The sequence below is a fragment of the Sulfitobacter sp. JL08 genome, from assembly GCF_003352045.1.
Taxonomy (GTDB): Bacteria; Pseudomonadota; Alphaproteobacteria; order Rhodobacterales; family Rhodobacteraceae; genus JL08.
The window spans coordinates 1603013-1618306 of sequence record NZ_CP025815.1; the positions used below are offsets into that span (position 1 = coordinate 1603013).

At 58.2% G+C, this 15294-nt stretch carries 17 protein-coding genes; 8 read left to right on the forward strand and 9 right to left on the reverse strand.

Translation table 11 applies throughout. From position 1 onward, the window contains the following. The first annotated feature begins 107 nt into the window (after positions 1–107). From clpX to C1J05_RS07965, 5 genes are all read left to right on the forward strand, one after another. Positions 108–1376, forward strand: a complete 1269-nt coding sequence (gene clpX, locus C1J05_RS07945) for an ATP-dependent Clp protease ATP-binding subunit ClpX (RefSeq protein WP_114869782.1) — start codon at positions 108–110, stop codon at positions 1374–1376. 2 nt (positions 1377–1378) lie between these two features. Then, positions 1379–1762, forward strand: a complete 384-nt coding sequence (locus C1J05_RS07950; RefSeq protein ID WP_114869783.1) for a RidA family protein — start codon at positions 1379–1381, stop codon at positions 1760–1762. Between the two features lie 70 nt (positions 1763–1832). Further along, positions 1833–2216: an NADH:ubiquinone oxidoreductase subunit NDUFA12 gene (locus C1J05_RS07955; RefSeq protein WP_114869784.1), complete on the forward strand. Its 384-nt coding sequence runs from the start codon at positions 1833–1835 to the stop codon at positions 2214–2216. Positions 2217–2227: 11 nt separating this feature from the next. Beyond that, the gene (mlaD, locus tag C1J05_RS07960; protein ID WP_114869785.1) at positions 2228–2674 is read left to right on the forward strand and encodes an outer membrane lipid asymmetry maintenance protein MlaD; all 447 of its coding nucleotides are present in this window, start codon (positions 2228–2230) and stop codon (positions 2672–2674) included. 20 nt (positions 2675–2694) lie between these two features. Then, positions 2695–3024: a DUF2155 domain-containing protein gene (locus C1J05_RS07965; RefSeq protein ID WP_114872195.1), complete on the forward strand. Its 330-nt coding sequence runs from the start codon at positions 2695–2697 to the stop codon at positions 3022–3024. Here the strand turns inward: C1J05_RS07965 and aat are convergent. The 3 genes from aat to accB are packed head-to-tail and all read right to left on the reverse strand — an operon-like array spanning position 2988 to position 5507. After that, positions 2988–3620 carry a leucyl/phenylalanyl-tRNA--protein transferase gene (gene aat, locus C1J05_RS07970; protein ID WP_114869786.1) on the reverse strand — a complete coding sequence of 211 codons (633 nt, stop codon included), beginning with the start codon at positions 3618–3620 and terminating at the stop codon, positions 2988–2990. The two genes, C1J05_RS07965 and aat, sit on opposite strands and share 37 nt — an antisense overlap. 29 nt (positions 3621–3649) lie before the next feature. Next, positions 3650–4999, reverse strand: a complete 1350-nt coding sequence (accC, locus tag C1J05_RS07975) for an acetyl-CoA carboxylase biotin carboxylase subunit (RefSeq protein WP_114869787.1) — start codon at positions 4997–4999, stop codon at positions 3650–3652. Between the two features lie 10 nt (positions 5000–5009). After that, positions 5010–5507 carry an acetyl-CoA carboxylase biotin carboxyl carrier protein gene (accB, locus tag C1J05_RS07980; RefSeq protein ID WP_114872196.1) on the reverse strand — a complete coding sequence of 166 codons (498 nt, stop codon included), beginning with the start codon at positions 5505–5507 and terminating at the stop codon, positions 5010–5012. A gap of 234 nt (positions 5508–5741) precedes the next feature. Between accB and C1J05_RS07985 the strand changes: the two genes are divergently transcribed. Both C1J05_RS07985 and C1J05_RS07990 read left to right on the forward strand, forming a co-directional pair. Next, complete coding sequence (locus C1J05_RS07985) at positions 5742–7250, forward strand: AMP-binding protein (RefSeq protein ID WP_114869788.1); 1509 nt, start codon at positions 5742–5744, stop codon at positions 7248–7250. Next, a complete protein-coding gene (locus C1J05_RS07990) occupies positions 7247–8050 on the forward strand; it encodes a 3-hydroxybutyrate dehydrogenase (RefSeq protein ID WP_114869789.1) in 804 nt (267 codons plus the stop codon). The genes C1J05_RS07985 and C1J05_RS07990 overlap by 4 nt, the downstream gene beginning before the upstream one ends. Here C1J05_RS07990 and C1J05_RS07995 read toward each other — a convergent pair. The 6 genes from C1J05_RS07995 to C1J05_RS08020 form a co-directional block, all read right to left on the reverse strand. Continuing rightward, a complete protein-coding gene (locus C1J05_RS07995; protein WP_114869790.1) occupies positions 8015–8335 on the reverse strand; it encodes a hypothetical protein in 321 nt (106 codons plus the stop codon). The genes C1J05_RS07990 and C1J05_RS07995 overlap by 36 nt on opposite strands. Positions 8336–8477: 142 nt before the next feature. Further along, a complete protein-coding gene (locus C1J05_RS08000) occupies positions 8478–9233 on the reverse strand; it encodes an ABC transporter ATP-binding protein (protein WP_114869791.1) in 756 nt (251 codons plus the stop codon). A 21-nt stretch (positions 9234–9254) separates the two neighbouring features. Next, a complete protein-coding gene (locus C1J05_RS08005; protein ID WP_114869792.1) occupies positions 9255–10010 on the reverse strand; it encodes an ABC transporter ATP-binding protein in 756 nt (251 codons plus the stop codon). An 11-nt stretch (positions 10011–10021) separates the two neighbouring features. Next, positions 10022–11221, reverse strand: a complete 1200-nt coding sequence (locus C1J05_RS08010) for a branched-chain amino acid ABC transporter permease (protein ID WP_114869793.1) — start codon at positions 11219–11221, stop codon at positions 10022–10024. A 3-nt stretch (positions 11222–11224) separates the two neighbouring features. Next, the gene (locus C1J05_RS08015) at positions 11225–12256 is read right to left on the reverse strand and encodes a branched-chain amino acid ABC transporter permease (RefSeq protein WP_114869794.1); all 1032 of its coding nucleotides are present in this window, start codon (positions 12254–12256) and stop codon (positions 11225–11227) included. 95 nt (positions 12257–12351) lie between these two features. After that, positions 12352–13743 (reverse strand): substrate-binding protein, encoded by a 1392-nt coding sequence (locus C1J05_RS08020; RefSeq protein WP_114869795.1) that lies wholly within the window; start codon positions 13741–13743, stop codon positions 12352–12354. Between the two features lie 238 nt (positions 13744–13981). Here C1J05_RS08020 and C1J05_RS08025 point away from each other — a divergent pair, with 238 nt between their 5' ends. Further along, the gene (locus tag C1J05_RS08025; protein ID WP_114872197.1) at positions 13982–15292 is read left to right on the forward strand and encodes a short-chain fatty acyl-CoA regulator family protein; all 1311 of its coding nucleotides are present in this window, start codon (positions 13982–13984) and stop codon (positions 15290–15292) included. Positions 15293–15294: the final 2 nt, after the last annotated feature.

Here is a 15294-nt window from a genome sequence, read left to right on the forward strand (position 1 = left end):
ATTTTGCGATTGTGGTGCTCAAAGTGCTGGCCTAAGCTGGCCAAATCAGGACGGGTCCGGCATCTGTTTCGGCCGGACGCGACACAGTAAAGCCTGAAAGGTTTGAGATGGCGACGAATTCAAGCGGCGACAGCAAAAATACACTTTATTGCAGCTTTTGCGGCAAAAGCCAGCACGAGGTGCGCAAACTGATTGCGGGACCAACCGTGTTCATCTGCGATGAATGTGTCGAACTTTGCATGGATATCATCCGCGAGGAAACCAAGGCCAGCGGTCTGAAATCAACCGATGGCGTGCCGACCCCCAAGGATATTTGCGGCGTTCTGGACGATTATGTGATCGGGCAGGCCACGGCGAAAAAGGTTTTGTCGGTCGCGGTGCACAACCATTACAAACGTCTGAACCACGCCCAGAAGGCCGGCAACGATATCGAACTGGCCAAATCCAACATTCTTCTGATCGGCCCCACCGGTTGCGGTAAAACCCTGCTGGCGCAAACGCTTGCCCGTATTCTGGACGTGCCCTTCACGATGGCCGATGCGACCACGCTGACCGAAGCGGGCTATGTCGGCGAAGACGTTGAAAACATCATTCAGAAATTGCTGCAATCGTCGGAATATAACGTTGAACGCGCGCAGCGCGGCATCGTCTACATTGACGAGGTCGACAAGATCACGCGCAAATCCGAAAACCCGTCGATCACCCGCGACGTGTCGGGCGAAGGCGTGCAGCAGGCGCTGTTGAAGCTGATGGAAGGCACGGTTGCGTCCGTGCCGCCACAGGGCGGGCGCAAACATCCGCAGCAGGAATTCCTGCAAGTGGACACCACAAACATTCTGTTCATCTGCGGCGGCGCTTTCGCGGGGCTTGACCGGATCATTGCTGCGCGCGGCAAGGGCAGCGCCATGGGATTTGGCGCCGATGTGCGCGACAATGATGAACGCGGCGTGGGCGAGATCTTTACCGATCTGGAACCCGAAGACCTGTTGAAATTCGGCCTGATACCGGAATTTGTCGGCCGTCTGCCTGTTCTGGCCACGCTGGAAGATCTGGACGAGGACGCACTTGTCACTATCCTGACCCAGCCGAAAAACGCATTGGTCAAGCAATACCAGCGCCTGTTCGAACTGGAAGATACCCAGCTGACATTTACCGATGACGCGCTGAAAGCAATCGCGAAACGCGCCATTTTGCGCAAAACTGGTGCGCGGGGTCTGCGTTCGATCCTGGAAGATATCCTGCTGGATACCATGTTTGAACTTCCGGGGCTCGATTCCGTTACCGAAGTTGTGGTGAACGAAGAGGCGGTCAATTCCGATGCCAAGCCGCTGATGATCCACGCCGATGCCGAAAAGAAACCCGCCACAGCGGGTTAGGCATGGCGGGCATCCGGCGCATCCATTCCGGTGGCCCCTACGAATCCAGGATAGGCTATTGCCGCGCGACCGTGGCCAACGGCTTGGTGTTCGTTTCCGGTACAGTGGCGGGCGGCCCGGATGTGCCGCCTGATGTTATCGAACAGTGCAAATCGGCGCTGTCTATCATTCAGACGGCCCTGACCGAGGCCGGAGCCAGCTTTGCCGATGTGGTCCGCGTTAACTATATCCTGCCTGACGTGAACGATTTCGAACCGTGCTGGCCGCTGTTGCAGTCGACATTCGGGAAAAACCCGCCGGCGGCGATGATGATCCAAAGCAATCTGATCGATCCCAAATACAAGATTGAGATCGAAGTCACCGCCTGCCTGCCAAGCGCGCAATAGATCGCCCTTGTCACTGGACCTTTGGCCGGCTTTGGTTCATATCTGATCCAACAAATGTCCGGAGGCCTGCATGGGTATCGTGAACAAAATCTTGCGCCTATTCACATGGTGGGACGGGCAGACCCTGAACACCCAGTTGTTCACATGGCGCAAGGGCAAGCGCGTTGGCGAAGACGCGCAAGGCAACGTGTTTTATAAAAACGCGGACGATTCAAAACGCTGGGTGATTTTCAGCGGAGAAGCCGAAGCAAGCCGGATTTCGCCCGATTGGCACGGCTGGCTGCACCGCACATGGGATGAACCGCCCACGGAAAAGCCGTTGGCGAAAAAGGCGTGGCAAAAACCGCATCAGGAAAACCTGACGGGAACGGCGATGGCATACGCACCAGCCGGATCTATCCGGCGCGCAGATCCGGCAAACCGGTCTGACTACGAGGCGTGGACACCCGAATAGGGGCACAGGAAATGGCGGAAAACAGAACCGAAGTTTTGGTCGGTGGCGCGGTATTGGCCGCAGCCATCGCGTTTATGGTCTATGCCGGACAGGCCACCGGGTTTGGCGCAACCAGTGCGGGCTATCCGCTTTCGGCCAGTTTCCGATCGCTCGAAGGGGTCGGCGTGGGCACGGATGTGCGACTGGCCGGCGTCAAAATCGGATCGGTCACCGGTGTAACGCTGAACCCGGAAACCTATCGCGCCGACACCACGGTCAGCGTGATCAACGGCATCGAAATTCCGGACGACAGCGCAATTGTTGTGTCCTCCGAAGGGTTGCTGGGTGGGAATTTCGTTGAAATCATCCCCGGCGGGTCGCCGTTTTTCTACGAAGCGGGTGCGGTCATCGAAGATACCCAGGGCGCGGTCAGCCTTGTTTCGCTGCTGTTGAAATTCGTTTCGGGCAGTGACGAGTGAAACGGCTTGCGCTGATACTGATGCTGTCGGCGGCGCCGGTCAGCAGCCAGGAGGTAACAGCGGGCACCGGTGTTATGCTGCGCGGGCTGGACAAAATCGACGGGTTCCACTCGGACATTGAAATCAGGGCGGGCCAGTCGGTTGCGTTCGGTCAGTTGAACATTGAATTGCAATCCTGCCGCTATCCTGCCGGAAACCCGTCAGGCGATGCCTTTGCCTATCTGATCATCAGGGAAAACGATGCGGCAGCACCGATCTATTCGGGCTGGATGATAGCGTCTTCTCCGGCGCTGAACGCGCTGGATCATGCGCGTTATGATGTCTGGGTCATGCGCTGCACCACATCCTGAGCGGTCGCGGGATCAGGCGCCAGAAAATCGGCCTGCCCCGACACGGCCGCATCCAGCAAGCTGTGATATTCCGCGCGGCTGATTTCGATCGCCCCGAGCGATGCCAGATGTTCGGTCAGAAACTGCGTGTCAAACAGGGTGAAACCCGCAATGCGCAACCGGTCGACCAGATAGGCCAGTGCAACTTTTGATGCATCGCGCTGGCGAGAAAACATGCTTTCCCCGAAAAAGGCCGTTCCCAGCGTTACGCCGTAAACTCCGCCCACCAGATCGGGGCCGTTCCAAACCTCAAGCGAATGCGCCCGGTCCAGATCGTGCAACTCCAGATACAAACGCCTGATCTCGTCGTTGATCCAGGTTTCCGCACGATCGGCGCACCCATCCACCACATCTGCGAAACATTGGTTGATGGTGATCGAAAAAACGCCTTTCAGGATCGTCTTGCGCAAGGATCGCGACAGGTGAAACCCGTCCAGCGGCATGATCCCGCGCCGTTTGGGATCAACCCAGAATACTTCGGATTCGCCACCATGATCCGCCATCGGAAAAATGCCGATGGAATATCCGTGCAGCAGCAGATCAGGGGTCAGCGTCATAGAACTAAGCCCACCCTTGACCTACAAGACTACCCGTTCAGATGGGTCAGCAGCCATTTTTCCAGCCAGTGAATATTGTATTCACCGCTGTTCACATCCGGATCCTGCAACAACTCGTGAAACAGCGGCACAGTGGTATGCACCCCGTCCACGATCAGTTCGCCCAAAGCGCGGTTCAGGCGCGCCAGCGCTTCGGGGCGGTCGCGTCCGTGCACGATCAGTTTGCCGATCAGGCTGTCGTAATAGGGCGGGATGGAATAACCGTCGTAAAGTGCGGAATCCATCCGGACACCCAGACCGCCGGGGGCGTGGTACTGGCTGATCCGGCCCGGGGACGGCGCGAAATTCGGCAGTTTTTCCGCATTGATCCGCACTTCGATGGCGTGGCCGTTGATATGCAGATCGTCCTGTTGGAAGGACATCGGCAAACCGGATGCAACGCGGATTTGTTCGCGCACAAGATCGACACCGAAGATCGCTTCGGTCACAGGGTGTTCGACCTGCAGGCGCGTATTCATCTCGATGAAATAGAACTCGTTGTTTTCAAAGAGGAATTCTATTGTTCCGGCACCCGCATAGTCAATTTTGGCCACGGCATCGGCGCAGACCTTGCCAATCTTGGCTCGCAATTCCGGTGTGATCGAGGGGCCGGGGGCCTCTTCAAAGACTTTCTGGTGGCGGCGTTGCAGCGAACAATCGCGTTCGCCCAGATGCACGGCGCGGCCCTTGCCATCACCGAACACCTGAATTTCGATATGGCGCGGAGTTTGCAGATATTTCTCGATATAGACTTCGTCATTGCCAAAGTTCGATTTGCCTTCGGCACGGGCGGTCAGAAAGGCGCTTTCCATGTCCTTGGCGGTTTCGGCCACTTTCATGCCGCGCCCGCCGCCGCCCGCAGTGGCCTTGATGATCACCGGATAGCCGATTTCATCGCCGATGCGTTTGGCTTCTGCCAGTGTTGGCACGCCGCCGTCACTGCCCGGCACGCAGGGCACACCCAGCGCCTTCATCGTGTCCTTGGCGGTAATCTTGTCGCCCATGACGCGGATATGTTCGGCTGTGGGGCCGATGAATGTCAGCCCGTGATCCTGCACGATCTGCACGAAATTCGCATTTTCCGAAAGAAAACCGTATCCGGGATGGATCGCTTCGGCGCCGGTGATTTCGCAGGCAGAAATTATTGCAGGCACCGACAGGTAGCTGTCTGTGGCCGAAGGCGGGCCAATGCACACACTTTCGTCCGCCATGCGTACATGCATGGCATCGCTGTCCGCCGTGGAATGGACGGCAACCGATCCAACGCCCATTTCACGCGCCGCACGGATAACACGCAGGGCAATCTCTCCGCGATTGGCGACCAGAATTTTATTGAACATTGCCAACGCCTTATTCCAGGATCACCAATGGCGCACCATATTCGACGGCACCACCGTCTTCGACCAGAATTCGTTTCACGGTTCCGGCGCGGGGTGCGGGAATGTGGTTCATCGTTTTCATCGCTTCCACAATCAGCAATGTATCGCCTTCCGCCACCTGTGCGCCGACCGAAATGAACGGCGCCGCGCCGGGTTCGGCCTGCATATAGATTGTGCCCACCATCGGGGATGTGACCGCGCCGGGGTGGCTGGCCGGATCATCCGCGGCCTGGGCCGCAGGGGCAGGGGCTGCGGCCGGCGCTGCCGCGGCGGCATGGGCTGCGGGCGCGGGGGCGCTTGAAACCTGTGTGACCACCTGTTGCGGTGCCATCCGGCTGACGCGCACGTTCAAACTGTCGTCCTCGCCGTATTCGCGTTTGACCTGCAATTCCGTCAGATCGTTTTCGCGCAACAATTCCGCCAGCGCCTGAATAAAGGCAACGTCTGCATCGTGATTGCTTTTTGTCATGGGATCCTCGACCGCTTCGTTTGGTCCGTCTTGATGCGAACCGTTTTGATGTTGACGCCGCTTATAGGTCATGCGCGCGCACATGAAAAGAAGCGACGTTCCATCCCGGTCAAGAAGGCGGTGCCCCGGATTTTCGAAAAAGCTGCAATGTCCTGCATTCGGACATGGACCCGACCGTTTTCGGGCGTAAACTTGCAAAGATCAGCATCGCAACACGACGCAAGGATAAAGGCTATGAATATCGGGTTTTGGCTGCATCGCCGCGCCCAGACGCACGGGGGCGATCCTGCCCTTTTTCTGGGGCGTGATCTGGTGGCGGATTATGCCGGGTTTCACCGAAAGGCCGCACAGGTCGCGGCCTGGCTGATGGCCCAGGGGGTGCAGCCCGGCGATCGGGTGGCGATTTTCATGAAAAACTGCCCCGATTATCTGATTGTGCAATACGGTATCTGGTACGCAGGCGCGGCGGCGGTGCCGATCAACGCAAAACTGCACCCGCGCGAGGCGGCGTTCATTCTGGGCGATTCCGGTGCTGGAATCACATTTTCATCGCCCGGTCTTTCCGAACCCGTGGCCGATCTTTGCCCTGATACCCGCGTCGTGGATGTGACCACCCCGGCCTATCACCAGATTTTTTCGCTTCCGCCTTTGGGCCAGCCGACACCGCGTGCGCCGGATGATCTGGCGTGGTTGTTTTATACATCGGGCACCACCGGACAGCCCAAAGGCGTGATCATCACGCACCGTATGCTGGTGTCGATGTCGCTGTGTTATCAGACCGATTGTGAACTGGTAACGCAGGATCACACCGCGCTTTACGCCGCCCCGATGAGCCATGGTGCCGGTATCTACAACATGATGCATGTGCGGGCAGGCGCGCGCCATGTGTGCCCGGTTTCGGGCGGCTTTGACGAGGCCGAGATTTTCGATCTGGCGCGCCACTTCGGCAATGTGCAGATGTTTGCCGCACCGACCATGGTCAAGCGGATGACGCAGGTTGCGGTGGCAACGGGCGAAACCGGTGCCGGCTTGCGCACGATCATCTATGCGGGCGGGCCGATGTATCTGGCCGATATCATCGAAGCGGTCGATCACTTTGGCCCAATCTTTGCGCAGATTTACGGACAGGGCGAATGCCCGATGGGCATCACGGCACTGGCGCGCGATGATGTGGCAGACCGCACCCATCCCCGCTGGCGCGAACGCCTGCGATCGGTCGGGCGGGCACAATCCGCGGTCGAGGTGCAGATCGGCGACAGCGCTGGTGTACCCCAGCCTGTCGGCACCCATGGCGAAATCCTGGTGCGCGGCGATACGGTGATGCCGGGCTACTGGAACAATCCGGGCGCCACCGCAAAGACGATCGTGAACGGCTGGTTGATGACGGGGGACATGGGGTTCATGGACGATGACGGCTATGTCACGATGCAGGACCGGTCCAAGGACATGATCATTTCCGGCGGGTCCAACGTTTACCCGCGCGAGGTCGAAGAAGTGCTGTTGATGCATCCCGACGTTTTCGAGGTGTCTGTTGTCGGGCGCACCCATCCCGACTGGGGCGAAGAGGTGGTGGCCTTTGTGGTGGGCAGCGCCGATTCTGCCGCTCTGGACCAGTTGTGCAATGACAATATCGCCCGTTTCAAGCGGCCAAAGGCCTATTTTACCCTGCCGGACCTGCCCAAGAACAATTACGGCAAGGTGCTGAAGACCGAATTACGCAAACGGCTGGAGGACATGACATGACCGATCTTGCAGGGAAAACCGCACTTGTCACCGGATCGGTTCAGGGTATCGGGCTGGCCGTGGCGCGGGTGCTGGCGCGCGCCGGCGCGCGCATCGCGGTGCACGGACTGGCCGGGGATGCGCAAATTTCTGACGTGTGCGAAACACTGGAAAACGATGGTGCCCCGCAGGCCGAATTTTTCCATGGCGACCTGCGCAATGCCGACCGGATTGACGAACTGATGGCTGCGGTGCAGGCGTGGGGCGGGGCTGATATTCTGGTCAATAATGCGGGTGTTCAGCACACCGCGCCTTTGGCGGAAATGCCGCGCGAGAAATGGAACAATATCCTGTCGATCAACCTGTCGGCTGCGTTTCACACCATGCAAAAGGCATTGCCGGTGATGGCGGCGCGCGGTTACGGGCGCGTGATCAATATCGCCTCGGTGCACGGGCTGGTGGCCTCGAAAGACAAGGCGCCCTATGTCGCGGCCAAGTTCGGCCTTGTGGGGTTAAGTCAGGTGGCCGCGCTGGAATATGCCACCGCGGGTGATCGCGCCAAAGGCGGTGTAACAGTCAACTGCATCTGTCCCGGCTGGACTGAAACCGCAATTATCGCACCCCAGATCGAACAGCGCGCGGCCCGGCACGGCGGCGACCGCGCCGCCGGAATCGCCGATCTGCTGCGTGAAAAGCAACCCAGCCAGCGGCTGTCAGACCCGTCCGAGATTGGCGAACTGGCGCTGTGGCTGTGTAATCCTGTGGCCCACAACCTAACCGGCACCTCAATCCCGATCGACGGGGGATGGACGGCCCAGTAGCGCACCGTTGGCGTCCTCGGCCTGACGGTCCAGTTTCTCCGCCTGTTCGGCCAGCAGCGTTTCAATTTCGATCTGGATCGCTGAAGGTGGCGGTGCCGGTTCGTTGTCCCGCGACCACAAGGCAGGACGCGGCACATCGGGTGCGCCGAACCGGCCATTGCCCAAAGCGGTGCCTGCCGGGTTCAGCGGCGCAATTTCGGGTTTGGGTTTGCGGATTTCTGGCAGCGACCAAGGATGGCCGGTGCTAAGCGGGGCCTGAATCCCAGGCGGTATCGCGATTTTCATACTGACTCCGTAACCGTATCGGAGCCCTCACCCGCATGAAGCCTAGATTAACCCGGATTGAAAATGTGTTAATGCGCCAGCCGCATTTCCTTAAAAATCGCCTTAGCCGATAGCGGGGCAGGGTGCCCCGCCGCCGTCTGTGTCAGATCGCCAGATATTCGGCGCGCAACTGTTCGTTTTGCAGTACCTCATCTGCGCTGCCGTCAAAGACGATGCCGCCAGTGTCCAGAATAACCGCCCGGTCAGCCAGTTGCAGCGCGCGCACCGCGTTCTGTTCGACGATCACAGTGGTGATCCCCTGTTCCTTGATCACCATCAGGGTCTTTTCGATCTCGTCGACGATGACAGGGGCCAGCCCTTCGTAAGGTTCATCCAGCAACAGCACCTTGATGTCGCGCGCCAGTGCCCGCGCGATCGCCAGCATCTGCTGTTCGCCGCCCGACAGGGTTGTGCCCTCTTGCGTGCAGCGTTCGCCCAGACGTGGGAACAGTTCATAAAGACGGTCAAGCGACCAGCCGACAGGTGGCGCGATTTGCGCAAGCTTGAGGTTCTCTTCGACTGTGAGGCCGGCGATGATCCGTCGGTCTTCGGGGACAAGGCCCAATCCGACAGCCGCCGCCTCATAGCTTTTCATTTTGTGCAAGGGTTGGTGATCAAGCCATATTTCGCCCTTGGCCAGCTGCGGATTGTCCAGCCGTGCGATGGCGCGCAAGGTTGATGTCTTGCCAGCGCCGTTGCGGCCCAGCAGCGCCAGAATTTCGCCTTCGTGCACGTTAAAGCTGATGCCCTGCACGATATAGCTTTCGCCGTAATAGGCGTGCATGTCCCACACCGACAGAAAGGCGGGGGCGGTCGAGGCCATATTGGCGTTCTTGGAAAAATCCGGTTTGACGTTCATGGTGTGTGTCCCTTTCGCCGCTTACGCGCTTTCGCCCAGATACGCTTCGCGCACTTTGGGGTGGCCCTTGATGTTTTCGGGCGAATCTTCGACCAGTGGGGTGCCCTGTGCCAGAACGGTGATCCGTTCCGCCAGCGAAAACACGACGTGCATGTCGTGTTCGATAATGGCAATTGTGATGTCGCGTTCGTCCTTGATCTGTTTCAGCAGATCAATGGTGTTGTTGGTGTCCGCGCGGGCCATGCCCGCCGTGGGTTCATCCAGCAACAACAGGCGCGGCTGCTGGCTCAGGCACATGCCGATTTCAAGGCGGCGCTTGTCACCGCGCGACAGTGATGCCGCGTGCATATGCCGCTTGTCGATCATGTTCATGTCTTCCAGCATGCTTTCGGCTTTTTCGATCAGATCACGTTCGTTTTCGACCTTTTCGATCGCGTGCATCCGAAATGCGCCATCGCGTTTGGCAAAGCAGGGGATCATCACGTTTTCAAACACCGTCAGATCGCCAAAGATTTCCGGCGTCTGGAACACACGGCTGATGCCCATCTGGTTGATTTCGTGCGGGGCGCGGCCCAGAACCGATTGCCCGTCAAACATAACCGATCCGGTATCGGGGATCAGTTTGCCGACCAGACAGTTCAGCAATGTGGATTTGCCCGCACCGTTCGGACCGATGATCGCGTGAACAGAGTTTTCCGCAACGCTAAGGTTGACATTGCCCAGGGCCTGAAGGCCCCCGAACCGTTTGTTGACGTCTTTGACTTCAAGAATACCCATTGCCCGTCTCCTTATTCCGCAGGCTGCTTGGCAGCAGGATCATCGCCGTCTTCGGCCTTGTTGCGGCGAAACAGGTTGAGGATCTTTTGTCCGCCTTCGACCAACCCACCGGGCAGGAAGATGACAACCAGCATGAACATGATGCCCAATGTCAGGTGCCAGCCTTTGCCGATGAACGGATAGACCAGTGCAATCAGCAAATCCTCGATCCCGTCCGGCAGCCAGTAGAACCACTGGTGCAGGATATTTTCGTTGATCTTGGAAATGATGTTTTCCATGTATTTGATGAAACCTGCGCCAAGGATCGGCCCGATAAGCGTTCCGGCACCGCCCAGAATGGTCATCAGAACGACCTCACCGCTGGCGGTCCAGAACATGCGTTCCGCGCCGACCTGCGTATCCATCGCCACCAGCAGACCACCGGCCAGACCGGCATACATGCCCGAGATAACGAACGCCGCCAACGTGTAGGGTTTGGGATCAAGCCCGGTATAGTTCATGCGCTGCTGGTTCGATTTCACCGCCCGCAACATCATCCCAAAGGGCGAGCGGAAGATGCGGATCGACAGATAGAAGGCCAGGATCATGATCAGTCCGGCAAGGTAATACCCGACGTTGAACGTGAACAGCCAGCTGCCAACCGACATTTCGTAGGTCGATGTCATTTCCAGACCGAACAGGTTTGCCCTGGGTGTTGCACCGTCCGTCAAAGGGGCATCCAAAACACGCGGATCAAACGCTTTGGGCTGCAATCCGGTTTCACCACCGGTAATCGGCGTCAGTACCGAATAGGCCAGCGAATAAGACATCTGTGCAAACGCAAGGGTCAGGATGGAAAAGTAGATGCCCGACCGGCGCAGCGAGATCCACCCCACCAGCAGCGAAAACACACCGGCCACTGCGACAGAAACAAGGATCGCGGGGATCACGTTCATCGTCAGCAGTTTCATCATCCAGATACCGGCATAGGAACCGACACCCAGAAAAGCGGCGTGGCCAAAGCTGAGATATCCGGTCAGGCCGAACAGGATGTTGAACCCGATGGCAAAGATGCCAAAGATCACAAAGCGCTGCATCAGGTCGGGATAGCCCGCGTTGAATTGCGCCAGTTCCGATCCTTCGGGGAACGGGTTCAGGATAAAGGGTGCCAGTATCGTCAGGGCGATGACGACCACGAACAGACGAAGATCACTTTTGTTCAGTCCAAACATGGGTCAGTCCTCCATCACGCCTTTGCGGCCCATCAGGCCACGCGGACGCGTCAATAGAATGATAATGGCGATCAGGTAGATGATGATCTGGTTGATACCGGGCAGGAACGAAACAACCTGCGCCATCGACGCAAAGCTTTCGACGATGCCCAGCAGGAAACCGGCCAGCACCGCACCCGGCAGGGAACCCATGCCACCAACAACAACCACAACGAAGCTGAGCACCAGAAAATCCATGCCCATGTGATAATTGGGTGAATTGATCGGCGCGTACATCACCCCGGCAAGGCCGGCGACACAGGCGGCAATGGCGAACATGATGGTAAAGCGTTTGTCGATGTTGATGCCCAGAAGGCCAACGGTTTCACGATCGGCCATACCGGCCCGCACGACCATCCCGAAGGTGGTGAATTGCAGGAATGCAAACACCGCACCGATGATCAGCGCCGCAAAGGCAAAGTAGACCAGCCGCCAGTAGGGATAGATAATCGTTCCGGCATCAAAGCCCAGCATCACCCCGAAATCAAAGCTGCCGCGAAACGCGTCGGGGGCAGGGGTGGGGATCGGGTTGGCGCCGTAAAAATACTTGATGATTTCCTGTAGCACGATGGCGAGGCCGAAGGTCACAAGGATCTGGTCGGCGTGCGGGCGCTTGTAGAAATATTTGATCAGGCCGCGCTCCATCACAAAGCCGACGACAATCATGATCGGGATCGCAAACAGAATGGCAAGCGGTACCGACCATTCGATCAGTGACGAACCCATTTCCGGGCCGAACCACTTTTCAACATAAGGTGTCTGGATTTTCGATGGGTTGCCCAGAAAATCAAGCTGCGTTTCGTCAATGGTTTCGACTGACAGGGTCAGTATCTTGTTCAGGGTGACGGCGCAGAACGCCCCCAGCATGAACAGCGCGCCATGCGCAAAGTTGACAACGCCCAGCGTGCCAAAAATCAGGGTTAGCCCCAGGGCAATCAGCGCATAGGCGCTGCCCTTGTCCAACCCGTTTAGGATTTGCAGAATAATTGCGTCCATGACGACACCCCGTCCCGTAGTGATGCCCGTATTTTTTGGGCGTGTTTGACCGCGCGAAGTGGTTCGCGCGGTCTGTTTTTGTCAGATGAAAAAGATCAGGCGCCCGGGTTACACTGACCCAGATCGCCACCGGCAACCTGCGGGTGGTCGGGTTCGTACCAGACCTGAGCCGCCGGTGTGACTTCGACGATTTCCAGAAGGTCGAATTCCGATGTCGGGTTTTCTTTACCCTTCACAACCAGAACGTCCTTGAAGCACTGGTGATCCGCATTCCGGTACAGTGTCGGACCGTTGCCCAGACCATCGAACAGGAAGCCCGAGTTGGCTGCGGAATCGATGCCCGGCATGGAATCTCCGGCGCCTGTCAGGGCTTCGCCAACCGCACAGGGGTTGAAGCTGCCCGCACGTTCCACAGCATCCGCATAAAGCAGCGCCTGAACATAGCAGGTGTGCGCCGCCTGGCTGGGCGGGAAGCCGTATTTGGTACCAAAGGATTTCACGAACGCCTTGGAGCCTTCATCCTGCAGCGACCAGTGCCAGTTTGTCGAACCAAAGATGCCCTTCACGTTTTCGCCGGCCCCTTTGGCCATCAGACGCGAATAAAGCGGAACGATGATTTCGAACTTCTTGCCGTTGACCATACGATCGCGCAGGCCGAACTGAACGGCGTTGGTCAGCGAGTTGACCATGTTGCCGCCGTAGTGGTTCAGAACCAGAACATCGGCATCCGATTGCAGAACCGGCGTGATGTAAGAGCTGAAGTCGGTCTGTGTCAGCGGTGTCTTTACCGTTTCAACAGTTTCCCAGCCCATTGCCTCGGTCGAAGACCGGACAGCTTCTTCTGTGGTGTAGCCCCAGTTGTAATCCGCTGTCAGGTGATAGGCCTTGCGGTCTGTACCATAGGCGTTTTTCAACACCGGAGCGAGCGCGGCACCGGACATGTAGCTGTTAAAGAAGTGACGGAAGCCATTGGCTTTCTTGTCTTTTCCGGTTGTATCGTTCGAGTGGGTCAGACCCGCCATAAAGATAACACCGGCTTCCTGGCACAAGGCCTGAACGGCCACGGCCACACCCGAAGACGATCCGCCGGTGATCATCACCGCGCCGTCTTTTTCGATCATCGACTTGGCCGAGGCACGGGCCGCATCAGATTTTGTCTGAGTGTCGCCTGTGACGTATTCGACTTTCTTGCCCAGAATACCGTTGCCTTGCAGGGCTTTGGAACTGAACGTGTTCATCATGCCGCCGTCGCCGCCACCGTTCAGGTGTTCGACCGCCAGCTCGTAAGCGCGCAGTTCGTCCGCGCCCTCGTCTGCATAGGGGCCCGACTGTGGCACGTTAAAGCCAAGTGTGACTGTCGATCCCGTCGGCTCGTTCGTGTGGGCCGAGACGGATGATGCTGTAAAGATTGTCGGCAGCGCAAGACCGGCACCGGCCACAGCACTGGTTTTCATCAAGCCGCGACGCGTAAAGTTTGATTTGGACATTAAATCCTCCCATTTCGTGAAGTGCGCAGCGGGCTCCTCTCCTCGCAGCGCGGGCACAGTTTGTGCAAAGTCATTATCACCCTCTTGATGAAAATTGCGCAACAAGTCCCTTGAAGCGCACGATTATTTTGTAAATAATTGCACAAGGAACAGGGGTGGTTTGTAAATTTCATTATGTTGCGGTGCAGAAAGCCATTGATAAGCTTTGATAATCGCGGCGGCAAAAAAGGTGACAGATATGGCACGTGATACACTGACCGGCAGCCGTATCCGCGAGCGGCGCATAATGGCGGGTTTGCGGCAGGCCGATCTGGCGCGCCAGATCGATATTTCGGCCTCTTACCTCAATCTGATCGAGCATAACCGCCGCAGAATCGGCGGAAAACTGTTGCTGGATATCGCGCGCGTTCTTCAGGTAGAGCCTTCGATGCTTGCAGAAGGCGCCGAGGCCGCGCTGATCGCGATCCTGCGCGAGGCGGCGGCAGACGCAAAATCGGTATCGGCAGAAACCGACAAGGCCGATGAATTCGCCGGGCGGTTTCCCGGTTGGGCGGAAGTGCTGGCAAAATCGCATCGCCGCGTGGCATCGCTGGAACGCACCGTCGAAACCCTGACAGACCGTGTAACCCACGATCCGCAACTTGCGGCGTCCCTGCATGAAGTGTTGTCGACCGCAGCGGCGATCCGTTCAACCGCGTCCATTCTGGCCGAAACGCAGGAACTGGAACCGGAATGGCGCAACCGCTTTCACCGTAACATCAACGAAGACAGCGCCCGCCTTGCCGAAAGCAGCAAGGCGCTGGTCGGATATCTGGATTCGACCGACGCCCAGCAGGATGATCTGATTTCCCCGCAGGAAGAGGTCGAGGCGCTGCTGGCGGATCAGGGCCATTTCTTTGCCGCGCTGGAAGTAGATGCACCGGACATCCGCAAGATCATCGAAACCGAACCGCGCCTGACATCCGCTGCGGCCCGCCACGTGGCGCGCGGCGTGATGGAACAATATGCCCGCGATGCGGCCGCAATGCCGCTGGATCAATTCCACGCGGCCCTGCTGGAAATCGGGATTGATCCGATTGCGCTCGCGCGCCGGTTCGGTGTGCCGGTCCAGTCGGTGCTGCGCCGTCTGGCGGCCATGCCCGAAGGCACGCCGGGTTCCAATACCGGCCTTGTGGTCTGTGACAGTTCCGGTGCGATGCTGTTTCGCAAGGCGATCGAGGGCTTTTCCGTGCCGCGCTTTGGCACATCCTGCCCGCTGTGGCCGCTGTTTTCCGCCTTCAGCCGCCCGATGACGCCGATCTGCCAACGGGTGGAACAGATCAGCAGGGACGCATCGCAATTCGATTGTATTGCAATTGCGCATCCGATTGGCGAACCGGCCCTTAACATGGACCCAATTTACCATTCCACGATGCTGATCGTTCCGGCCAGCCAGGCCGTGCTGCCTGTCGCGACACCGGGAAAACCGGTGGGAAGTACCTGCCGCGTCTGCACGCGTGAACGCTGTATTGCGCGCCGCGAACCGTCGATCCTGAATGAAGGGTTTTGACA